Origin of the sequence: Pseudomonas sp. 14P_8.1_Bac3 (assembly GCF_025466085.1) — a bacterium.
Lineage (GTDB): Bacteria > Pseudomonadota > Gammaproteobacteria > Pseudomonadales > Pseudomonadaceae > Aquipseudomonas.
The window spans coordinates 108,193-130,657 of the sequence record NZ_JANLOD010000048.1 but is presented as its reverse complement, the minus strand read 5'-3'; the positions used below and the strand labels follow the sequence as shown (position 1 = coordinate 130,657).

At 62.8% G+C, this 22,465-nt stretch carries 16 protein-coding genes and 2 riboswitches; of the genes, 7 read left to right on the top strand and 9 right to left on the bottom strand.

The window, feature by feature from the left end:
• Positions 1 to 168 precede the first annotated feature (168 nt).
• Positions 169 to 1,047: a LysR family transcriptional regulator gene (locus tag NTD84_RS13425; protein ID WP_262166153.1), complete on the bottom strand. Its 879-nt coding sequence runs from the start codon at positions 1,045 to 1,047 to the stop codon at positions 169 to 171.
• A gap of 164 nt (positions 1,048 to 1,211) precedes the next feature.
• Between NTD84_RS13425 and NTD84_RS13420 the strand changes: the two genes are divergently transcribed.
• Positions 1,212 to 2,753, top strand: a complete 1,542-nt coding sequence (locus tag NTD84_RS13420) for an MFS transporter (protein WP_262166152.1) — start codon at positions 1,212 to 1,214, stop codon at positions 2,751 to 2,753.
• On the opposite strand, the gene NTD84_RS13415 is transcribed toward NTD84_RS13420, so the two are convergent.
• Complete coding sequence (locus NTD84_RS13415; RefSeq protein ID WP_262166151.1) at positions 2,737 to 3,147, bottom strand: MerR family transcriptional regulator; 411 nt, start codon at positions 3,145 to 3,147, stop codon at positions 2,737 to 2,739. The genes NTD84_RS13420 and NTD84_RS13415 overlap by 17 nt on opposite strands.
• A 77-nt stretch (positions 3,148 to 3,224) precedes the next feature.
• Here NTD84_RS13415 and NTD84_RS13410 point away from each other — a divergent pair, with 77 nt between their 5' ends.
• Positions 3,225 to 4,448 carry an NADH:flavin oxidoreductase/NADH oxidase family protein gene (locus NTD84_RS13410; RefSeq protein ID WP_262166148.1) on the top strand — a complete coding sequence of 408 codons (1,224 nt, stop codon included), beginning with the start codon at positions 3,225 to 3,227 and terminating at the stop codon, positions 4,446 to 4,448.
• A gap of 49 nt (positions 4,449 to 4,497) precedes the next feature.
• Here NTD84_RS13410 and NTD84_RS13405 read toward each other — a convergent pair whose 3' ends face one another.
• The 4 genes from NTD84_RS13405 to cobW form a co-directional block, all read right to left on the bottom strand.
• Positions 4,498 to 5,181, bottom strand: coding sequence for a vWA domain-containing protein (locus NTD84_RS13405; RefSeq protein WP_262166539.1), 684 nt, complete (start codon positions 5,179 to 5,181; stop codon positions 4,498 to 4,500).
• Positions 5,163 to 6,161: an ATP-binding protein gene (locus NTD84_RS13400; protein WP_262166145.1), complete on the bottom strand. Its 999-nt coding sequence runs from the start codon at positions 6,159 to 6,161 to the stop codon at positions 5,163 to 5,165. Before NTD84_RS13400 ends, NTD84_RS13405 begins: the two co-directional genes overlap by 19 nt.
• A gap of 159 nt (positions 6,162 to 6,320) precedes the next feature.
• The gene (gene cobN, locus NTD84_RS13395) at positions 6,321 to 10,166 is read right to left on the bottom strand and encodes a cobaltochelatase subunit CobN (RefSeq protein WP_262166143.1); all 3,846 of its coding nucleotides are present in this window, start codon (positions 10,164 to 10,166) and stop codon (positions 6,321 to 6,323) included.
• A 3-nt stretch (positions 10,167 to 10,169) separates the two neighbouring features.
• Positions 10,170 to 11,231, bottom strand: a complete 1,062-nt coding sequence (gene cobW, locus NTD84_RS13390; protein WP_315975567.1) for a cobalamin biosynthesis protein CobW — start codon at positions 11,229 to 11,231, stop codon at positions 10,170 to 10,172.
• Positions 11,232 to 11,328: 97 nt separating this feature from the next.
• Positions 11,329 to 11,542: riboswitch (cobalamin riboswitch) on the bottom strand.
• A 105-nt stretch (positions 11,543 to 11,647) separates the two neighbouring features.
• A riboswitch (cobalamin riboswitch) is annotated at positions 11,648 to 11,872 on the top strand.
• A 118-nt stretch (positions 11,873 to 11,990) separates the two neighbouring features.
• Here cobW and NTD84_RS13385 point away from each other — a divergent pair.
• From NTD84_RS13385 to cobM, 4 genes are all read left to right on the top strand, one after another.
• Positions 11,991 to 12,185, top strand: a complete 195-nt coding sequence (locus NTD84_RS13385) for a CbtB-domain containing protein (protein WP_262166141.1) — start codon at positions 11,991 to 11,993, stop codon at positions 12,183 to 12,185.
• Positions 12,186 to 12,196: 11 nt separating this feature from the next.
• Positions 12,197 to 12,901 carry a CbtA family protein gene (locus NTD84_RS13380; RefSeq protein WP_262166139.1) on the top strand — a complete coding sequence of 235 codons (705 nt, stop codon included), beginning with the start codon at positions 12,197 to 12,199 and terminating at the stop codon, positions 12,899 to 12,901.
• Positions 12,898 to 13,311: a cobalamin biosynthesis protein gene (locus NTD84_RS13375; RefSeq protein ID WP_262166136.1), complete on the top strand. Its 414-nt coding sequence runs from the start codon at positions 12,898 to 12,900 to the stop codon at positions 13,309 to 13,311. Before NTD84_RS13380 ends, NTD84_RS13375 begins: the two co-directional genes overlap by 4 nt.
• Before the next feature lie 82 nt (positions 13,312 to 13,393).
• Positions 13,394 to 14,140 (top strand): precorrin-4 C(11)-methyltransferase, encoded by a 747-nt coding sequence (cobM, locus tag NTD84_RS13370; RefSeq protein ID WP_262166134.1) that lies wholly within the window; start codon positions 13,394 to 13,396, stop codon positions 14,138 to 14,140.
• Positions 14,141 to 14,238: 98 nt separating this feature from the next.
• Here the strand turns inward: cobM and nfuA are convergent, their stop codons facing one another.
• The 3 genes from nfuA to NTD84_RS13355 form a co-directional block, all read right to left on the bottom strand.
• Entirely contained in the window at positions 14,239 to 14,823 is a 585-nt protein-coding gene (gene nfuA, locus NTD84_RS13365) for a Fe-S biogenesis protein NfuA (RefSeq protein ID WP_007898222.1), read from the bottom strand.
• A gap of 57 nt (positions 14,824 to 14,880) precedes the next feature.
• Positions 14,881 to 15,915, bottom strand: coding sequence for an acyltransferase family protein (locus NTD84_RS13360; protein ID WP_262166130.1), 1,035 nt, complete (start codon positions 15,913 to 15,915; stop codon positions 14,881 to 14,883).
• Positions 15,916 to 16,107: 192 nt separating this feature from the next.
• Entirely contained in the window at positions 16,108 to 18,402 is a 2,295-nt protein-coding gene (locus tag NTD84_RS13355; RefSeq protein ID WP_262166128.1) for a fatty acid cis/trans isomerase, read from the bottom strand.
• Between the two features lie 156 nt (positions 18,403 to 18,558).
• Here NTD84_RS13355 and metH point away from each other — a divergent pair, with 156 nt between their 5' ends.
• Complete coding sequence (gene metH, locus NTD84_RS13350; RefSeq protein ID WP_262166126.1) at positions 18,559 to 22,269, top strand: methionine synthase; 3,711 nt, start codon at positions 18,559 to 18,561, stop codon at positions 22,267 to 22,269.
• Positions 22,270 to 22,465: the final 196 nt, after the last annotated feature.

The following is a 22,465-nucleotide window of genomic DNA, read 5'->3' as shown; positions in this document are numbered from 1 at the left end:
GACTTTTCCTACAGCTGGAAATCATTACAAAATCTGTAGAAGGTCAGGATTTTAGCTGTTCAGGCGGCCGCATTCGCGAGCAAGCCCGCTCCCACAGTTGAACAGTGTCCGGTGCAAATTGTGTGCTCGACACTGCACCCTGTGGGAGCGGGCTTGCTCGCGAAGCTTCTAGCTTTTGACTGCAGTGCTTTTCACCCGCTCGATATACCGCACCACCGCCGCCGACTTCTCGAACCGCCGATACACCAACGACAACCACGAACTCGCCTCGCAACCCTTGATCGACCGGTACGCGACCCCGGGCAGTCCGACGTGTCCGACCACCGACTCCGGCACCACCGCCACGCCCTGCCCCAGCGACACCAGCGCCAGCACCGCGACCAGCCCACCCGGTTGCGCTCCGAGTTTTGGCGAAAACCCGCCCTCGGCGGCCACTTGCAACGTGCCGCTGATTTGTTCCGGGAGGATGAATGTTTCGCCCTGGAGGCGTTCCGGGCCAATCTCGGTCAAGCGACACAGCCAGGATTCGACCGGCAGTGCCAGCACGAAGCCTTCCGCGTCCAGCCGGATCGCGTCCAGGCCTTCGGGCAGGGTCATGGGTGAGCGCACATAACCAATGTCGAATCGACCCTCGGCCACCATGGCCGGCAATGACACCATCGGGTATTCGCGCACGTTCAGACTGACGTCGGGGCACTCGCGGCTGAAGGCCTGAACTTGTTTCTGCAGCAGGCCCGAGTACACCGCTGACGCCACATAGCCGAGTTCGATATGGCCAATTTCCCCGCGTCCGGCGCGCTGGGCATTGTGCTGGGCGTATTCGAACTGGCGCACCGTCGCTTCGGCTTCGATCACCAGCGCGGCACCCGCCTCGGTCAGACTGACTTCACGGGTTTGCCGCACGAACAGCCGCGTGCCGAGTTCGCTTTCCATGTCCTGGATCTGTCGAGTCAGGGTCGGCGGCGCGATGCCCAGTTGTTCGGCGGCGCGGGTGAAGTTGCCTTGCCGGGCGACGGCCAGGAAATAGCGGAAATGGCGAATATCCATGGTGCATTAGCTCAAAGGTAATGAAATCCCGATACAGGGCTAACGGAACGCTTGATCGCTCGCGATAAGCTCGTCGTGTACTGACAGTAGAGAGCCTATGCCATGCACGTCAAACCCCATAACGCGGCATCGATCAGCACCCTTGCCCAAAAGGCAATCCGATGATGAGCCGCGTCAGTCCCCACCTGACGTTGTTGACGGCCTCCGGCGTCTGTTCGTTGATCGTCCTCGACACCAATATAGTCGCCGTCACCCTGCCGACGATCGCCCGGGACCTGGGCGCCAATTTTGCCGACATCGAATGGGTGGTCAGCGCGTACATGCTGGCGTTCGCGGCCCTGTTGCTGCCGGCCGGGAGCATCGCCGACCGCTTTGGCCGGCAGAAAACCCTGCTCTGCGGCCTGGGCCTGTTCATTCTGGCATCCATGGGTTGCGGTGCCGCGCCGACGGCGTTGTTCCTCGACATTGCCCGCGCGGTCAAGGGTGTCGGGGCGGCGCTGTTGCTGACTTCGGCGCTGGCCTCCATCGGACACACCTTTCACGATGAAGTCGAGCGAGCCAAGGCCTGGGCGTTCTGGGGCGCGTGCATGGGCGTGGCGATGACCGCGGCGCCGCCCCTCGGCGGGCTGATAACCGAATACATCGGCTGGCGCTGGATTTTCTACCTCAACTTGCCGGTCGGCCTGTTGCTGATCGTCATGGTCTGGCGCGCGGTGCCGGAATCCCGCGATCCTCAATCCGCACGCCTCGATCCGTGGGGCAGCCTGGCCTTCAGTGCCAGTTTGCTGTGCCTGATCTGGGGCCTGATCGAGGCAAACCGGATCGGCTGGAGCAACCCGGTCACATACGGGCGGCTGATCGGCGGTGCGCTGCTGCTGGGCGTGTTTGTCGTGATTGAACGGCTGCAACAACGGCCGATGGTCGACCTGCAATTATTCAGATACCCGCGCTTTATCGGCGCGCTGCTGGGCATGTTCGCTTATGCCGGTTGCGCCCAGGTGATGATGACGCTGCTGCCGTTCTATCTGCAAAACGGCCTGGGGTTTTCGGCCATCGCCTCGGGCCTGGGCATGTTGCCGTTTGCCGTGACCATGCTGATGGGGCCGCGGCTCGGCGTACGCCTGTCCAGCCGCTTTGCCCCGGCGACCATGATGGCGACCGGTTTGACGCTCGTCGGCGCCGGTAATTTGCTGAGTGCCTGGGCGGTCAGCAGCGGCGGCTACCTGCCCTTCGCCCTGGCAATCGCCGTGACCGGCGCCGGGGCCGGATTGCTCAATGGCGACACGCAAAAGAACATCATGGCCTGCGTGCCCCGGGCGCGCACCGGCATGGCGTCGGGCATGAGCACCACCATGCGCTTCAGCGCCATCGTGTTGACCCTCGGTGTATACGGTGCGTTGCTGTCCGGTCATACCGAGGCATTGCTGCGCGCGGGCCTGGCCGCTCACGGTGCGCAATGGCTCGGTGAAACCCAGGGCATCGCCTCGCGCGTCGTGGCCGGCGACATGTCGGCGGCGCTGAGCCTGCTGCCGGACACCGCTCGTAACGTCGTGGAACCGCTGGCCCGCGAAGCGTTCGTCGGCGGCTTCAGTTTGCTGCTCCGGGTCGCGGGCCTGCTGGCCTTGCTGGGCGCAGTCGTGGTCGGCATCTTGATGCGCCATCCGATCCCTGCCCCGTCGACGGCGTCCTTCAGCGCGAAGGCCTGAATGACGCCAGCACCCGCTCGGCATTGGCAGCGCAGCCCATGCCGTCGGGCCTGGACTGAATGTCGTCGATCACCGTCAGCAGCTTCGCCTTGCTCTGTGCCAGGTGCCGTTGCATCTGTTCGATCTGCTCGATCTTGCGCCTCAAGCCCGCGATCAGTTCGTCTTGCTTGACGTCGCCGGACGCGGTAATCGACAACAACTGTTTCAGCTCTTCCAGGCTGAAGCCGGCCTGCTGCGCGCACTGGATGAGATACAGCGTTTGTAAAACCTGTTCGGGGTAATGCCGGTAGCCATTTGCCCGGCGCTCCACGTTCTGGATCAGACCCTGGGCTTCGTAAAAACGAATACGCGAGGCATTGAGCCCGCTCAGTTGCGCCAATTCTCCAATCTTCATCTCAGCCCCATTGTGCCGCTTGACATTAAAGTTAGCTTTAAGCTTAGCCTCTGCTCTTCATTGATGAGGAGTCAAGCATGTCGCCCTTCCAGACGTTGAATCTGCCCAACGGTCAGACCCTGCGCAATCGCATTGCCAAAGCGGCAATGGAGGAAAACCTCGCCGATACCGAGCAGGCACCTTCCGCTGCGCTATTCCGGTTGTACCAGGCCTGGGCCGAGGGCGAAGCCGGGCTGCTGCTGACCGGCAACGTGATGATCGACCGCCGCGCCATGACCGGCCCCGGTGGCGTGGTGCTTGAGGACGAGCGCGACCTGCAGCGCTTTCGTCAGTGGGCGACGGTCGGCAAGGCCGGCGGCGCGCAGTTCTGGATGCAGCTCAATCACCCGGGGCGCCAGACCATGGCCAACCTGGGCCAGCAGGCGATGGCGCCCTCGGCAGTGGCGTTGGACCTGGGTTCGTTCTCGAAGATGTTCGCTGCCCCCAAGCCGATGTCCGAAGAGGATATTGCCGAAGTGATCCGGCGCTTCGCTACCAGTGCAGCCCTGGCGGAAGAGGCCGGCTTCACCGGCGTGCAGATTCATGCCGCGCACGGTTACCTGATCAGCCAGTTCCTCTCGCCATTGACCAACCAGCGAACCGACCGTTGGGGCGGAACGCTCGAGAATCGCGCGCGCCTGCTGATGGAAGTGCTCCGCGCCGTGCGCCACGCCGTGTCGCCGCAGTTTTGCGTGGCGGTGAAGCTCAACTCGGCCGACTTCCAGCGCGGTGGATTCGATGCCGATGACGCCCGGCACGTGATCCAGTGGCTCAATGATCAACAGATCGACTTGCTGGAACTGTCGGGCGGCAGCTACGAAGCCCCGGCCATGCAAGGCGAAGCGCGCGATGGGCGGACGCTGGCGCGGGAAGCCTACTTTCTGGAGATGGCCAGCGAACTGGCCGGCGTGGCGCAGATGCCGGTGATGGTGACGGGCGGCATCCGGCGCCTGGCCGTTGTCGAACAGGTACTCGCCAGCGGCGTCGCCATGGCCGGCATCGGCACAGCGCTGGCTATCGAGCCGCAGCTGGTCAAACAGTGGCGTGAAGGCCGGGACAGCCACCCGCAACTGCCGCCGATCCGCTGGAAACGCAAGCCCCTGGCGGCGCTGGCAAGTATGGCCGTGGTGAAATTCCAGCTCCATCGTCTCAGCCGCGGACGCCAGCCCCGTCCGCAGGTGTCGGCGCTCTGGGCGTTAATCCTCGACCGCGTGTACATCGGCCGTCGTACGCGTCAATACCGTCAGGCCATGGGCAAATAATCAGCACTGTGGCTTGCCCGCGAATGGGGCGGCCCAGACGATGCAGAACTCAACCCGAAACCAGCTCATCGATATGTCGATAATCCGCCTGCAACTCCGCCGCCAACTGCCTCGCCCGTCCCAACCGAATCGGCCCGCGCTCGATATCGATCAGCAGCCCCGGGCACCCCAGCGCCGGCACGCCCGACCACTCTTTCAAGCGCCCATCCGTGACCAGTAGCAACCGCTGTTGTTCCGCCGGCAAGCGCTTTTGCCTCGCCGCAAGCCAGCGCCCCGCCTCGCCCAACGCCGCCAGCAACGGTGTGCCGCCACCCGCGCCGAGCTCATCGAGCCAGTGGCGCAGGCCCGCGGAGGCTTTCAGCCCCTGCACTTGCCATCTCGGCGCATGACCGCTGGCGGTCAACAACGCCAGACGCGCACGTTGCCGATAAGCATCGTCGAACAGCTGAGCCAGCAGCCCTTTGGCGTCGCTCAATGCCTGATGACGGCGCGTCGAAGCCGAGGCATCGACGATCACCAGCCACAGCTCATGAGGCGAACGCGTACGTAAATGAAACAGCACATCCTCGCGCTGACGCGGGCGACCGTTAAGCAGCGTGCCGGGCCAGTTGATCGAACCGCTTTGCGCCGCCCGACGCTTGCCTTGCCTGCCGCTGTCCAGCTGTCCCGCACGGGGCTTGGCATTCGCCCCCGCAGCAGATCGAGGGCGAATGCCTAGGGCTTTTTTGGCCAGCTCGGCACGTCACGTCGGGCGCCGACCGGCAACGCCTGCGCGGGCATTTCGCCCCACTGGCCCTCACCGGCGCTCGGGGTGGAGTTTTGCGCCGAAGGCTGCTGGGCCTGTTGCGGTGTCGGCGGCGATGGTTCGCGACGACGGTGGCGCAAGGCGAACTCGGCCACCGCGTCGATATCCTCCGCGGCAATCGCGCTCGCCCCGCGCCACGCCGCATGGGCACGCGCCGCGCGCAGCCAGACCAGATCGGCACGCAGGCCATCGACGCCAGCGGCAAAACAGCGCTCAGTAATCTGCGCCAGCGCTGCATCGTCGAGCGGGATGCTCGCCATTGCGCTGCGCGCTGTCTCGCACCGTTCGCGCAACGCCTGCTGCTGATCTTCCCACTCGACGCAGAAACGTTGGGGATCGCTGTCGAAATCCAGGCGCCGACGGATGATCTGCCCGCGCTGGGACGGTTCGGTGTGACCACTGAGGGCGACGTTCAGCCCGAAGCGGTCGAGCAATTGCGGGCGTAGCTCGCCCTCTTCCGGGTTCATCGTGCCGATCAGCACGAACTTCGCCGAATGCCGATGGGAAATGCCGTCTCGCTCGATCAGGTTGGTGCCGCTGGCGGCGACGTCGAGCAACAGGTCCACGAGGTGATCGGGGAGCAAATTGACTTCATCGACGTAGAGCACGCCGCCATCCGCCTTGGCCAGCACGCCGGGTGAAAACTGTGCGCGCCCATCGCTCAGGGCCGCGTCGAGGTCTAGGGTGCCGACCAGGCGCTCTTCGGTGGCACCGAGTGGCAAGGTGACGAACTGGCCGCTGGCGAGCAGGTCTGCAAGGCCACGGGCCAGGGTCGACTTGGCCATGCCGCGCGGGCCTTCGATCAGCACGCCACCGATTTTCGGGTCGATGGCGGTGAGGCATAGGGCAAGTTTCAAATCGTCGGCGCCGACCACGGCGGAGAGCGGGAAATGTGGGGTGTCGGTCATTGGGGTTGTCTCTGTCGTGGTCGATGATCTATCAATAAATTCACAGACACTTTCGTCCCTGTGGGAGCGAGCCTGCTCGCGATGGAGTGTCAGTCGACATCAATGTGGCAGATACACCATCGCGAGCAGGCTCGCTCCCACAAGGTCAGGTGGTGTGCGCTAACCGTCTTCTTCTATGTCCAGCAACAGGTTCTCCAGCGCCTCGCGGTACTCGCCCGGCTCCTTCCACATGCCCCGCTGCTGCGCTTCCAGCATACGTTCGGTCATGTCGCGCAAGGCATGTGGATTATGCTCGCGGACAAACGCCCGGGTCGCCGGGTCCAGCAGGTAAGCATCCGCCAGCAACGCGTACTGGTGATCGTCGATCAACCGGGTGGTGGCGTCGAAGGCGAACAGGTTGTCGACCGTGGCCGCCATCTCGAACGCACCTTTGTAGCCGTGGCGCTTCACGCCGTCGATCCACTTCGGGTTAGCTGCCCGGGAGCGGATCACCCGGTTCAACTCTTCCTTCAACGTACGGATTTTCGGCAGGTCCGGCTGGCTGTGATCGCCATGGTAACTGGCCGCCGCCGCGCCGCTGAGGCTTTCTACGGCCGCGAGCATGCCGCCCTGGAACTGGTAATAATCGTTGGAATCGAGCACGTCATGCTCGCGGTTGTCCTGGTTTTGCAGCACCGCCTGCACCTGCTTCAAGCGCTGGGCGAACTGGTCGCGGGCGGCAGTGCCCTCGTCGGCGCCGCCGTAAGCGTAGCCGCCCCAGTTCAGGTACACCTCGGCAAGGTCTTCGCGGCTTTGCCACAAACGCCCGTCGATAGCGCCCTGCACCCCCGCGCCGTAAGCGCCGGGTTTGGCGCCGAAGATGCGCCAGCCGGCCTGACGTCGGGCGGCCTCTTCGTCGAGCCCCGACTGCAACAGGCTGTCACGTTCGGCGCGGACCTTGGCGGCCAGCGGATTGAGGTCGTCCGGCTCGTCGAGCGCGGCAACGGCTTGCACTGCCGCGTCGAACAAGCGGATCAGGTTGGCGAACGCATCACGGAAGAACCCGGAGACACGCAAGGTCACGTCGACGCGAGGGCGGTCGAGCAGGCTCAGGGGCAGAATCTCGAAATCGTCGACCCGCTGACTGCCCGTGGCCCAGACCGGACGCACGCCCATCAGCGCCATGGCTTGCGCGATGTCATCACCGCCGGTGCGCATGGTCGCGGTGCCCCAGACCGACAGGCCGAGCTGACGCAGATGATCGCCATGGTCCTGCAGGTGCCGCTCGAGAATCAGGTTGGCCGACTGGAAACCGATGCGCCACGCCGTGGTGGTGGGCAGGTTGCGCACATCCACCGAATAGAAATTGCGCCCGGTGGGCAGCACGTCCAGACGACCGCGGCTGGGCGCGCCGCTGGGGCCGGCGGGCACGAAACGGCCGCTGAGTGCGTCGAGCAGACCGCGCATTTCTGCGGGGCCGCAGGCGTCCAGGCGTGGGGCGACGACTTCGCGCAGGTGGTCGAGAATCGCGCGGACGTCGTCCCACCGGGGCCCCTCCTGTAGGAGCGAGCTTGCTCGCGATGGTGTGTCAGTCGACACCACTGTGTCTGAGACTCCATCGCGAGCAAGCTCGCTCCTACAGGGGGCATCCAGCGTCTGGGCAATCAGGTGTAGGGCAAACAATTCCAGGCGCTCACGGGTATCGCCCGCCGTGCGCCAGAGTTCGTCGCTCACCGCTTGCATTGCCTCGGGACGCGGGCCGGCCCACGGGGCCGCCAACGCACAATCGAGCGGATCGAACCCCAGTTCCAATGCCCTGGCCAGCGCCCGCAACAAACTCGACTGTGCTCCGCGTCCATCGCCACGCGGGATGCGTAACAGCGCCAGCACGGTGTCCAGGCGCAGGCGCCCGCTGGGTGATTCACCAAAGATGTGCAGGCCATCGCGGATCTGCGACTCCTTCAAATCGCACAGATAGGTGTCCAGGCGCGGCAGCCAGATCGCCGCATCGGCATCGCTGTCGAGTGGGGTGTCGAGCTGCAATTCGCGGTCGATATGGGTGTCGCGCACCAGTTGCAGGATGTCGCGCTGCAACTCCCGGGCGCGCCGTGGGTCGAGCAGCTGCGCTTCATAATATTCGTCGGCCAGCAGCTCGAGGTTGCGCAGCGGTCCGTAGGTTTCGGCGCGGGTCAGCGGGGGCATCAGGTGATCGATGATCACCGCTTGCGTGCGGCGCTTGGCCTGGGCGCCCTCGCCCGGATCGTTGACGATGAACGGATAGATGTTCGGCAGCGGTCCGAGCAACGCATCCGGCCAGCAGTTTTCCGACAATCCGACGCCTTTGCCCGGCAGCCATTCGAGGTTGCCATGCTTGCCGACGTGGATCACGCCGTGGGCGCCGTAGGTGTGGCGCAACCAGAAATAGAACGCCAGGTAACCGTGCGGCGGCACCAGGTCCGGGTCGTGATACACCGCGCTCGGATCGACCTGATAGCCCCGGGCCGGTTGAATGCCGACGAACGTCAGGCCGAAACACAACCCGGCGATCATCATCCGCCCGCCACGGCACATCGGGTCGCTCTCGGGCGTGCCCCAACGTTCCAGCACCGCCTGGCGGTTGGCGTCGGGCAAGGCGCTGAACATCCGCTGGTAGTCATCCAGAGCGAGGCTCTGATGACAAGGACGCTGATCGAGGGTATCGAGATCGTTGCTGACGCCGCCGAGCAATTGCTGGATCAACGCGGTGCCGCTGTCCGGCAGTTCCGCCGGCAGCGGGTAGCCCTGCTGATGCAATGCCCGCAGGATATTCAGCGCAGCGGCCGGCGTGTCGAGGCCGACGCCGTTGCCAATGCGCCCATCCCGGGTCGGGTAATTGGCGAGGATCAGGGCGATGCGTTTCTCGCCGTTCGGCACCCGCGCCAGATCGACCCAGCGCCGCGCCAGCTCGGCAACAAAATCCATACGTTCGGCGTGCGGGCGATAACACACCACATCGGACTGACTGCGCTCGCTGCGCCAGGCCAGGTCCTTGAAACTGATCGGACGGCTGATGATGCGGCCGTCCAGTTCCGGCAGCGCGATGTGCATCGCCAGGTCCCGCGGGCCGAGGCCTTGCTCGCTGGCGCGCCAGCCGGGTTCGTTGTCCTGGGCGCAGATGGCCTGGATCACCGGGATATTGCGGCGAAACGGCCGCAGATGTGGCGCTTCGGGGCTGGATTGAGCGAAACCGGTGGTGTTGAGAATGACCCCGGCTTCGACCTCGTCCAGCCAGTCCTCGACCACCGTCAGGCAGCCCGGCTCCTTCAGGCTGGCCACGGCAATCGGCAGCGGGTTCAACCCTGCCGCTTGCAGGCGCTGGCAAAAAACATCGATGAACCCAGTGTTCGCCGCCTGCAAATGCGAGCGGTAAAACAGTACCGCCGCCACCGGTTGACCGGGCAGCCAGTCGGTTCGCCAATCGCCCAGGGCGGCGGGGCTTGTTTGCGGATGGTAGATCGCGGTGCGCGGCAGGGTTTGCGGTTCGGCCCACGGATAATCACGGTCCAGCCAGTGCGTGGCGAGGCAGCGAAACAGCTCGAGGGCGTTGGCCATGCCGCCCTGGCGCAGGTAATGCCAGAGCCGGTCGCGTTCTTCTGCCGGCACCGTGCTCAGGTCGCTGAGTTCCGGGTCCGGGCGATCGTCGCCGGGCACCAGGATCAGCCGCACGCCGCGCTGCGACAACTCCACCAGCCGCTCGACGCCATAACGCCAATAGGCGATGCCGCCGTGCAGCGAAATCAGAATCACCTTGGCATGACGCAGCACTTCATCGACATATAAATCAACCGAAGCGTGATTTTGCACCTGCATCGGGTTGGCCAGGCGCACGCTCGGGTAATCGTCGGGCAATTGCTGCGCCGCTTCGGCGAGCAGCGCCAGGCTGGAGTCGCCGCTGCACAGGATCACCAGCTCGGCGGGGGTTTGTCCGAGGTCGGCGATGTTGTCATCCGACACGAAACCGCCGGGCTGGGTCCTGAGCAGGTGCATGGGTTAAACGCTGAGCGCGGCGCGCAGTTGCGCTTCGAGTTGCCCGGCGTCCAATTCCTGGCCGATCAACACCAGACGCGTGGTGCGCGCTTCATCGGCGCCCCACTGACGGTCGAAATGCTTGTCGAAACGAGTGCCCACGCCCTGGATCAGCAGGCGCATCGGTTTGTTCGGAATCGCGGCGAAACCCTTGACCCGCAGGATGCCGTGCTTGACCACCAGTTGGGTCAGCGCGTCCATCAGCAGGCTCTCGTCCGCCTGCGGCAGTTCAATGGAGATGGAGTCGAACGCGTCGTGATCGTGGTCATCTTCGCCTTCATGGTGGTGATCGTGATGGCTGTGACGGCTGTCGATGTGTTCTTCGGAACCGGCGCCCAGGCCAATCAGCACGTCGAGCGGCACGCGACCACTGCTGGCCTCGATGACTTTCACCGCCGGCGGCAGTTCTTCGGCGACTTCCAGGCGCACGCGGGCCAGGTCTTCAGGGCTGATCAGATCGGCCTTGTTGAGGATCACCAGGTCGGCGCTGGCCAGTTGGTCGGCGAACAGTTCGTGCAGCGGTGATTCGTGGTCCAGGTTCGGGTCGAGTTTGCGTTGGGCATCCACTTGATCCGGGAAAGCCGCGAAGGTGCCAGCGGCCACGGCCGGGCTGTCGACCACGGTGATCACCGCGTCCACCGTGCAGGCGCTGCGGATTTCCGGCCACTGGAACGCTTGCACCAGGGGTTTTGGCAGGGCCAGGCCAGACGTTTCAATCAGGATGTGATCGAGATCGCCGCGACGGGCGACCAGCTCGCGCATCACCGGGAAGAATTCTTCCTGGACGGTGCAGCACAGGCAGCCGTTGGCCAGTTCATAGACGCGGCCGTTGGCTTCTTCTTCGGTGCAGCCGATGGAGCATTGCTTGAGGATTTCGCCATCGATGCCCAGCTCGCCGAACTCGTTGACGATCACCGCGATGCGGCGGCCCTGAGCATTGTCGAGCATGTGCCGCAGCAAGGTGGTTTTGCCCGAGCCGAGGAAGCCGGTGACGATGGTGACGGGAAGTTTGGCCAGTGTTTTCATCGGATGCCCTTTGGCAAGGTGGCGGGCATACGGGACGACAATCGCTGCGACGGACGCGCGCGGAAGAGTTCGCCACCGGATCACCCCGCCCGGTTGTAGTGAGAATCTGTGTCGAGGCAGGTCTCCTGGCTGACAGTGTGTCGGGCCGAGGGCCCGACATTCGCTGCGCCTTCCCGCGAACCCGTTGCACAGGGTTTGCAGTGGCGTGGCAGCGAACATCACCGTTCACAGTTGCGGGGGCAGCCGCGGCATCGACCGCGTTCCCTTCTTAGCTTCGGCACTGCCGAAGAACCTCGAATGCGCAAGGCTACGCATGGTACTGGGGCGGGTCAATGTTCACATGACATCGGCGGCGCTGCCTTCGATTCCGAATTGAGAACCGCTGCCAATTGACGCCCTGCCACTGCCCATGCTCTCCTACACGCCTTGTTACGGGTGCCCTTCACAGGGTGAAACGGGAAACCGGTGAATCATGTGCTTTACTCAAAGCCATGTCAGTCCGGTGCTGCCCCCGCAACGGTAAGCGAGCGAAGCGTCAGATCCACTGTGCCATGCGGTATGGGAAGGTGATGCTTGCAGGTTTCGGCTGACGCCCAAGCCCCTCGTGAGCCCGGAGACCGGCCCGCAACACAAAGTGACGCCACATTCACTGAACAACAAACCCGCGGTGGGCGGGCGCTGTTTGAACCGCTGCGAGCCCGATTCGCAGGGGTCTTCCATGCGCTCTATTCACCCGCTGACAGACCAGAGGGAAGCGCCATGTCGATCATCAGCAGCACCGACCACACAGCCGCCAGCACCACGACTACAACCCTGACGCAACGCCTGACCGCCGCCGTGTGTGCGTCGATCCTCGGCGCGTGCCTGGTCTACTTCGCCGGTTTCTCGCACATCGAAGCGGTGCACAACGCCGCCCACGACACCCGTCACAGCTCCGCTTTCCCGTGCCATTGAGACCTGTCGACATGATCAAGCGTATCGCGCAAACCGCAGGTTTCACCGGGCTGCTGGCCGCCCTGTTGCTGACCTTGCTGCAAAGCTTCTGGGTCGCCCCGCTGATTCTGCAAGCGGAAACCTATGAAAAATCCGAGCCGGCTGCCATTGAAGTGCACGAGCACGCTGCCGGTGCCGCTGCCCACACCCATGACGCCGAAGCCTGGGAACCGGAAAACGGCTGGCAGCGCGTGCTGTCGACCACGGGCGGCAACCTGGTGGTCGCCGTCGGTTTCGCGCTGATGCTCGCCGGCCTCTACACCTTGCGTTCACCAACCAAGACCTCCCAGGGCCTGCTGTGGGGCCTGGCCGGTTACGCGACCTTCGTGCTGGCACCAACCCTCGGCCTGCCGCCGGAACTGCCGGGCACCGCCGCGGCGGACCTGGCGCAACGGCAAATCTGGTGGATCGGTACGGCCGCCTCCACGGCAGTTGGCATTGCCCTGATCGTGTTCAGCCGGCACTGGCTGATGAAGCTCCTGGGCGTGGCCATTCTTGCCGTTCCTCACGTGATCGGCGCGCCGCAACCGCAAGTGCACTCGATGCTCGCGCCAGAAGCGCTGGAAGCCCAGTTCAAAATTGCTTCGCAGTTGACCAACGTCGTGTTCTGGCTGGCCCTGGGCCTGATCAGCGCCTGGTTGTTCCGCCGCAAAAGCGCTGGCCAATACCACGCATGACCGATCCCGGCGCAGCGCCGACCCTGGTGGTCGGCCTGGGCTGCCAGCGTGGCTGCCCCGTCAGCACGCTGCGGGCGTTACTCGATCAGGCTTTGCAGGCGCATAAAATCGGGCTTCACCAGATAACGGCGCTGGCCAGCATCGATCTGAAGCGCGACGAACCTGGCCTGATCGAACTCGCTGCACAGCTCGCGCTGCCGCTGATGTACTTCAGCCGTGAACAACTGGCGGGTTATGAGCCGCGACTCAGCCACCGCTCCGAAATCGCTTTCGAACGCACTGGCTGCTACGGCATCGCCGAAAGTGCCGCCCTCGCCCTCGCCGAACAACTGGCTCAGGCGCCGGCCACTTTGCTGATTTCGCGACAAAAATACGCCCAGGCGACCCTGGCATTGGCCTGCGCTACGTAAAATCTCTGATAATCCCTGCCTTTCATCATGAGCAATCTTCATCTGAAGTGTTGCCCAGCCCTTCTTCTGACAGGAAACGACGATGACCGTCTACTTCATTGGCGCAGGTCCCGGCGACCCGGAACTGATCACCGTCAAAGGCCAGCGGTTGATCCGCAGCTGCCCGGTGATCATCTATGCCGGCTCCCTGGTGCCCGAGGCCGTGCTCCAAGGTCACTGCGCCGAACAGGTGGTCAACAGCGCGGAACTGCACCTCGAACAGATCATTGAATTGATCAAGACGGCGCACGCCAACGGCCATGACGTGGCGCGGGTGCATTCCGGCGATCCGAGCCTGTATGGCGCGATTGGCGAGCAGATTCGCCATTTGCGCGAGTTGGGTATAGCGTTTGAAATCATTCCGGGTGTGACGGCCACGGCGGCGTGTGCGGCGTTGCTAGGGGCGGAGTTGACCTTGCCGGATGTGTCACAGAGCGTGATCCTGACCCGCTACGCCGACAAGACCGCGATGCCGGCCGGTGAAGAGCTGGGCAGCCTCGCCCGGCATGGCGCGACCATGGCGATTCACCTGGGGGTCAATCATTTGCAGAAAATCCTCGCCGAACTGCTGCCGCATTACGGCGCGGATTGCCCAATTGCGGTGGTTCATCGCGCGACCTGGCCGGATCAGGACTGGGTGGTGGGGACGATTGCGGACATTGCCGGAAAGGTTGAGGTGAAGGGGTTTCGGCGAACGGCGCTGATTCTGGTGGGTCGCGTGCTCGGGAGCGACCAGTTCAGCGAGTCGTCGCTTTACCGTGCGAGCCATGCGCATGTGTATCGGCCGTAGGGCCTCATCGCTGGCAAGTCAGCGATGGCGTCCTTGAATTGCACCCATAAAAAAACGGCGCTCACGGGGCGCCGTTTTTTCATATTGCAGCGAACACCTTAGTAGTAGGCGTTTTCTTTCTGCGTGTGGTCGGTCACGTCACGAACACCCTTGAGCTCGGGAATGCGCTCAAGCAAGGTGCGCTCGATGCCTTCACGCAAGGTGACGTCCGCCTGGCCACAGCCCTGGCAACCGCCGCCGAACTTCAGCACGGCGATGCCGTCTTCGACCACGTCGATCAGGCTGACCTGACCGCCGTGGCTGGCGAGCCCCGGGTTGATTTCGGTTTGCAGGTAGTAATTAATGCGCTCGTTGACCGGACTGTCGGCGTTGACCATCGGTACTTTGGCGTTGGGCGCCTTGATAGTCAGCTGCCCGCCCATGCGGTCGGTGGCGTAGTCGACCACCGCGTCGTCCAGGAACGCTTCGCTGAACGAATCGATGTAGGCGGTGAAGCTTTTTAGCCCCAGCGCGGTGTCTTCAGGTTTTTCTTCGCCCGGCTTGCAGTACGCAATGCAGGTTTCGGCGTACTGGGTGCCAGGCTGGGTGATGAAGACGCGGATGCCGATGCCCGGGGTGTTCTGCTTGGAGAGCAGATCAGCCAGATAATCGTGGGCGGCGTCGGTGATGGTAATAGCGGTCATGGAAACTCCTCGCAGGCTTGGGCGCAGTTTACGCCAATCATCGCGCCGTACAAAGTCCTAGTATTTTTGTCGGGAAAGCGTCGGGGCCGGTTGAGTCGTCGTTTCGCCGTCGATCCGCGCTTTAAGCCACCGATAGCTGCCTTTTTCCACCCATTCATAACTTGCCCAAGACGCCACGCCGATGGTGGCGATGCAAATGACGAACATCAGGTAGGGATTAATCCCGTAATGCTGTGCGACGAAGCCACCGGCGGACAGCACCAATACGTGCATCAGGTACACCGAGTAGGAACAATCGCCGAGCAACTTGAATACCCGGCTGTTCTCGAAAAAGCGTTCCAAGGCCATGCACGCCATCACCAGCATCGCACTCGGCAAGCCCCAGGCGAAGAAGCGTGGCTGTGGCGCCAGATGATAGATCGCCAACAACGCTGCGCCAATGCCCAGCAATGGCAACCATAAACCGGGCTCGATCCAGCCACGGCGGTAGATCATGCCAATGCCGATCCCCAGCAAAAACTCATAAACAATGTCCGAACGGTAGAACCCGCTGATCCAGCCGTAGCCGGTCCACGCCTGGCACACCGCGAACAACAGCGCGGCGACGATCAACAGGCGCACTTGCAGGCGAAACAGTAACGCCCAGGCAAACAGCACGTAGAACAGCATTTCGTAATTGAGGGTCCAGCCGACATTGAGCGTCGGATAAATCCCGTAGCCGCCGGGGTTTTCCGTAGGAATGAACAGTAAAGACAGCAGGAAATGCGACCAGTCGACGGTCTGATCCGGCACCAGTGGCCGGGCGAAGACCACGATCAGCGCCATCAGCACCGTGTACAGCCAGTACGCCGGGACGATGCGGAACAACCGGTACAGGAGAAATCGGCCGGGAGGCAGCGACTTGCTTTGAGTGGACAGGAAAATCACCAGGCCACTGATGACGAAGAAGATGTCGACGCCCACCGCGCCTTTGTCGATGAACATCTGACCAATCGGGCCACGAGCCTTGAAGTCGAAGAAAATCTGCATGAAATGGTGGCAAACCACGGTCCAGGCCGCGAGGGCGCGCAGTGCCTGTACTGAAATCAACATGGGTGGCTCTCCCGATCCAGATATCACCGCAGATTTCCTGGTGGGAGCGGGCTTGCTCGCGATGGACTGGAGATCGCCGCGGGGCATCAGGTACGCAGCGTCAGCGTTGACGACCATCGCGAGCAAGCTCGCTCCTACAGGGGATCGGCGGTGCCTATGGGGTTGAGACACCCGCCATTCACCAAAGGTCGATCAAAGATTCTCGTAGCGGTTCATGTCCAGCACGCCCTCTTCCACTGGATCGGTCTCGTGGACATAGCGGCTCAAGTCATGGAAGTAGAACCAGAACTGCGGATGGCTGCGGCGAATGCCCCAGCGTTCGACGATTTTCTCGAAGAGATTGGCGTCCTTGGCGTTTTCCATCGCATCGACGAACGCCGGCACTTGCTCGGCGGGAATGTTGAACATGAAGTTCGGGTAACTGCTGAGCACACCGGGGAAAATCGTCAGGGTGTCGAGCCCCGGCTGATACCGCAAAGATTCACCGAGCAAAAACGCCACGTTGCTGTGGGCGCGGTTGCGCATCAGGCTGTAAACCTCGCGTTTGCCACTGGCCGTCTCAATGCGCAGCATCGTCGCTTCCGGCAACTGATCGATGACCTTCAGCCCGGCGGCAGGACGCGATGTCAGGCGGCTCAAGGCCTGCTCTGCACTCTGCAAGGCCGGGTCGATGTTCGGCCGCGAGCAGTAAGCGCCATCGCAACGGTTGATCGGATCGGGCTTGGCGTTGAGTTCGCCGTATCGGGCCAGCAACTGCAGGGCAAAGTCACGCTTCGGGTCTTTCTCATCAAGTTTCAGCGCCGTCGGCTTGTCATCATCAATGGCCTCGTAATCCAGCCACATCTTGAATTTGCCGCTGTTCTGGTACCAATCGTCGAGAAAACCATCCCGCGAGTCGGCCGGCATCAGCCGCAGGAAGTTCTGTTCCGCGCCGTTGCGGATCAGGTCGAAATACAGGCGCGTCTGCGCCTGGTGGGAGACGTTGCCGAACACGTCGAAGTTGACCGCCAACTGATAATAGGTGCGCTCCAGCAACGGGAAATCGAACAGCCACATCGTCTGCGGCACATCGCCGATCAGGCCTTTGTTGACCGAAGCACTATCGAAATGACGGAAAATCGTCAGCAGTGCGTTGTCGTTGCCGGCCCACAACGTCGACCAGCTCGGCGCCGGCGCGTCGGCGTAGCTGTCGCGGCGCAGCGCTTCGTACTCATTGCGCTTGTCGCGGTAGTCATGCCAGAGGCTCAGGACACTGCCGACGTCGTCGTTCTGTCCCGGCATCGCCAGCAACGGCGTGGCCTGGCCGCGGTAGTTCGGGTCGGTGATGTACAGGTCGTGCTCCGGCGCCTGGAACAGCGCCCAGAAGTGATCGCGAATCACATCGGTGGCAATCTGGCCGCGGCACACCGGCCCGCGGATGAACGTGCGCACGAAGTATTCGGCGTTATCGAGCATGAACTGATAACGCGCCTGCGCCGGGATCGCCTCGAACGTGGTGAACGGATTGGCCCGGCGCTCCGGCCCATAGCCCGGCAAGGCGTTGACCTGCCAGTTGCCGCTGTAGAACAGGCTTTTGACCCGCGCCATCTTCGCCGCGCTCAGCGGATAGGTGATGTGGGTCTTTTGCACGATAACGCCCTGCACCGGCCACAAGCGGTAGTACACCTGGGTGCCCGGATCGTCATTCGGGCGCCGGGTGTTGATCAGGTCGATGGGCTGGCCGGTGGGCGTGCGCGAACGCACCCACTGAAAGAAATGACCCGGCTCGCCGTCCTTGAAATAAACATGGGCGAGAAACCAGTGCTCGAACAACCAGCGCCCCACCAGGCTCTGCCGGGCACCTGGCGCGTTGAGCAGGTTTTCCCACTGCACCACTTGCAAGGCTTCGTTCGCTGACGGCACCAGGCCTTGCTCATCGATCGGCGCGCCCGAGGCCAGCCAGCGTTGCAGCGTCTGGTATTGCTGATCGGTCAGGCCGGTGACCGCCAGCGGCATGCCCTCCTTCGGGTGCGCGCCGGCGTAGCCGTCGAACTCGGCGGGCATGGCGCACATGTTTTCCCGGTTAAGGCCGAGCACAATGTCTTCCGGCAGTTTGGCGTTGGGCGTCAATGGTGTTTTGTGACCCAACTCCAGCATGCGCGCCATCAACGCCGCTTGGCTGCCCTGGGCGTCAAGCACCGAATAAAAGCCCTTCTGCTGCCAGGCCCGTTTGCCCGATGCGTCATAGAACAAGCGGGTCGGCGCCGCCGCCTGACTGCGTTCGCCGTCGTAGACCGGGACTTTCGTCGCGCCACGAAGCGCCCCTTCGCCGCTGCCCAGGTTCAGCTGACAGGCGGAGTCGTAGCAGGCATGGCAGGCCACGCATTTTTCGCTGAAGATCGGTTGGATATCGCGGCTGTAGGAAATGGACGGCGAGATGGCCAGTTCCTGCGCGGCGGCGCCCCAGCTTAAAAACAGCAATACAGTGCTGATGACGCGCAAAGACATGTCGCTGGTCCTGATCATGAAAAAAACGCCGCGATTCTACCGGTATGGTCTCGGTGTCAACATGAGCGATATTCATGCAAAAACCGGACATGCTCTAATAGCGCGCAGGTTTGCTATGATCCCGGCCCTTCGTCATGGTCTTTCCGAGTAGTCCAAATGTCCGATCGCAGTATTCGCCTTCAAGCACTCAAGCACGCCCTCAAAGAGCGCATCCTGATTCTCGATGGCGGTATGGGCACGATGATCCAGAGCTACAAGCTCGAGGAACAGGATTACCGTGGCAAACGCTTCGCCGACTGGCCGAGCGATGTCAAGGGCAACAACGACCTGCTGGTGCTGACGCGCCCTGACGTGATCGGCGGTATCGAGAAAGCCTACCTGGATGCCGGCGCCGACATTCTCGAAACCAACACCTTCAACGCCACCCGGATTTCCATGGCCGACTACGGCATGGAAGCCCTGACCTACGAATTGAACGTAGAAGGCGCTCGCCTGGCGCGCAAGGTCGCCGATGCGAAAACCCTTGAGACCCCGGACAAGCCGCGCTTCGTCGCCGGCGTGCTCGGCCCGACCAGTCGTACCTGCTCGCTGTCGCCGGACGTGAACAACCCCGGCTATCGCAACGTCACCTTCGATGAATTGGTGGAGAACTACACCGAGTCCACCAAGGGCCTGATCGAAGGCGGCGCCGACCTGATCCTGATCGAGACCATCTTCGACACCTTGAACGCCAAAGCGGCGATCTTCGCCGTGCAGGGCGTGTTCGAAGAACTGGGCATCGAGCTGCCGATTATGATTTCCGGGACCATCACCGACGCGTCCGGCCGCACGCTCTCCGGCCAGACCACCGAAGCGTTCTGGAACTCCGTGGCCCACGCCAAGCCGATTTCGGTCGGCCTGAACTGCGCCCTCGGCGCCAGCGAGTTGCGTCCGTACCTGGAAGAGCTGTCGAACAAGGCCGGCACCCACGTGTCGGCGCACCCGAACGCCGGCCTGCCGAACGAATTCGGCGAGTACGACGAGCTGCCGGCGCAAACCGCCAAGGTCATCGAAGAATTCGCCCAGAGCGGCTTCCTCAATATCGTCGGCGGCTGCTGCGGCACCACCCCGGGCCACATCGAGGCCATCGCCAAAGCGGTGGCCGGTTACGCACCGCGCCAGATTCCGGACATTCCGAAGGCCTGCCGCCTCTCCGGCCTGGAGCCGTTCACCATTGATCGCAGTTCGCTGTTCGTCAACGTCGGCGAGCGGACCAACATCACCGGCTCGGCCAAGTTCGCCCGCCTGATCCGCGAGGACAACTACACCGAAGCCCTGGAAGTTGCCCTGCAACAGGTCGAAGCCGGCGCCCAGGTGATCGACATCAACATGGACGAGGGCATGCTCGATTCGAAGAAGGCCATGGTGACCTTCCTCAATCTGATTGCCGGCGAGCCGGACATCTCCCGCGTACCGATCATGATCGACTCCTCGAAATGGGAAGTGATCGAAGCCGGCCTCAAGTGCATCCAGGGCAAGGGCATCGTCAACTCGATCAGCATGAAGGAAGGCGTCGAGCAGTTCATCCATCACGCCAGACTGTGCAAGCGCTACGGCGCCGCGGTGGTCGTGATGGCCTTCGACGAAGCCGGCCAGGCCGACACTGAAGCGCGCAAGAAAGAAATCTGCAAACGCTCCTACGACATCCTGGTCAACGAAGTCGGCTTCCCGCCGGAAGACATCATCTTCGACCCGAACATCTTCGCCGTGGCCACCGGCATCGAAGAACACAACAACTACGCTGTGGACTTCATCAACGCCTGTGCCTACATCCGTGACGAGCTGCCCTATGCGCTGACTTCGGGCGGCGTCTCCAACGTGTCGTTCTCGTTCCGCGGCAACAACCCGGTGCGCGAGGCGATTCACTCGGTGTTCCTGCTGTATGCGATCCGCAACGGCCTGACCATGGGTATCGTCAACGCCGGCCAGCTGGAAATCTACGACCAGATCCCGGTGGAACTGCGCGACGCCGTGGAGGACGTGATCCTCAACCGCACCCCGGAAGGCACCGACGCCCTCCTCGCCATCGCCGACAAGTACAAAGGCGACGGCAGCGTCAAGGAAGCCGAGACAGAAGAGTGGCGCAACTGGGACGTTAACAAACGTCTGGAGCATGCGCTGGTCAAGGGCATCACCACGCACATCGTTGAAGACACCGAGGAATCGCGCCTATCGTTCGCGCGCCCGATCGAAGTGATCGAGGGCCCGCTGATGTCCGGCATGAACATCGTCGGCGACCTGTTCGGCGCCGGCAAAATGTTCCTGCCGCAAGTGGTGAAATCCGCCCGAGTGATGAAACAGGCGGTGGCTCACTTGATCCCGTTCATCGAACTGGAAAAAGGCGACAAACCGGAAGCCAAGGGCAAGATCCTGATGGCGACGGTCAAAGGCGACGTGCATGACATCGGCAAGAACATTGTCGGCGTGGTGCTTGGCTGTAACGGCTACGACATCGTCGACCTCGGCGTGATGGTGCCCGCCGAGAAGATCCTGCAAGTGGCCAGGGAACAGAAGTGCGACATCATCGGCCTGTCCGGCCTGATCACGCCGTCGCTGGATGAAATGGTCCACGTCGCCCGCGAGATGCAGCGTCAGGACTTCCACCTGCCCTTGATGATCGGTGGCGCGACCACCTCGAAAGCGCACACCGCGGTGAAGATCGAGCCGAAGTACAGCAACGACGCGGTGATCTACGTCACCGACGCCTCCCGTGCCGTGGGTGTGGCAACGCAGCTGTTGTCGAAGGAACTGAAACCGGCGTTCGTCGAAAAGACCCGTCTGGAATACGTCGATGTTCGCGAGCGTACCGCCAACCGCAGCGCTCGCACCGAACGCCTGAGCTATCCGGCGGCCATCGCCAAGAAACCGCAATTCGACTGGAGCACCTACACGCCGGTCAAGCCGACGTTCACCGGTTCCAGGGTGCTGGACAACATTGACCTGAAAGTCCTGGCGGAATACATCGACTGGACACCGTTCTTCATCTCCTGGGATTTGGCCGGCAAGTTCCCGCGCATCCTCCAGGACGAAGTCGTCGGTGAAGCGGCGACTGCGCTGTACGCCGACGCCCAGGAAATGCTCGCCAAGCTGATCGACGAGAAACTGATCAGCGCCCGTGCGGTGTTCGGTTTCTGGCCGGCCAACCAGGTGCGCGACGATGACATCGAACTGTATGGCGATGACGGCAAGCCGATGGCCAAGCTGCATCATCTGCGCCAGCAGATCATCAAGACCGACGGCAAGCCGAACTTCTCCCTGGCCGACTTCGTCGCGCCCAAGGACAGCGAAGTGACCGATTACGTCGGCGGTTTCATCACGACCGCCGGCATCGGTGCCGAGGAAGTGGCCAAGGCTTACCAGGACGCTGGCGACGATTACAACTCGATCATGGTCAAGGCGTTGGCCGACCGCCTGGCCGAGGCCTGCGCCGAGTGGCTGCACCAGCAAGTGCGCAAGGATTACTGGGGTTACGCCAAGGACGAGACGCTGGACAACGAGGCGCTGATCAAAGAGCAATACACCGGCATCCGCCCTGCTCCGGGCTACCCGGCCTGCCCGGACCACACCGAGAAGTCGACACTGTTCACGTTGCTCGACCCCGAGGCCAGCGAAATGCAGGCCGGCCGCAGCGGCGTGTTCCTCACCGAGCACTACGCAATGTTCCCGGCGGCGGCCGTCAGCGGCTGGTACTTCGCCCATCCCCAGGCGCAATACTTCGCCGTGGGCAAGATCGACAAGGATCAGGTGCAGAGCTACACGTCACGTAAAGGCCAGGAGCTGAGTGTGACCGAACGCTGGCTCGCGCCGAATCTGGGTTACGACAACTGAGTCACTCGGTTGGCGACACACCTGTCGCCAATCGGATCCACTGTAGGAGCCAGCTTGCTGGCGAAGATCGTTAACGATGACGCGTTTTGCCTGGTTCAACGCGGCGCGCTTTCGTCCATCGCCAGCAAGCTGGCTCCTACAGGGGGGGGCGGGTGCATCCACAGGGCCAAACCACCCTCCAATCTGGCGGGATTGT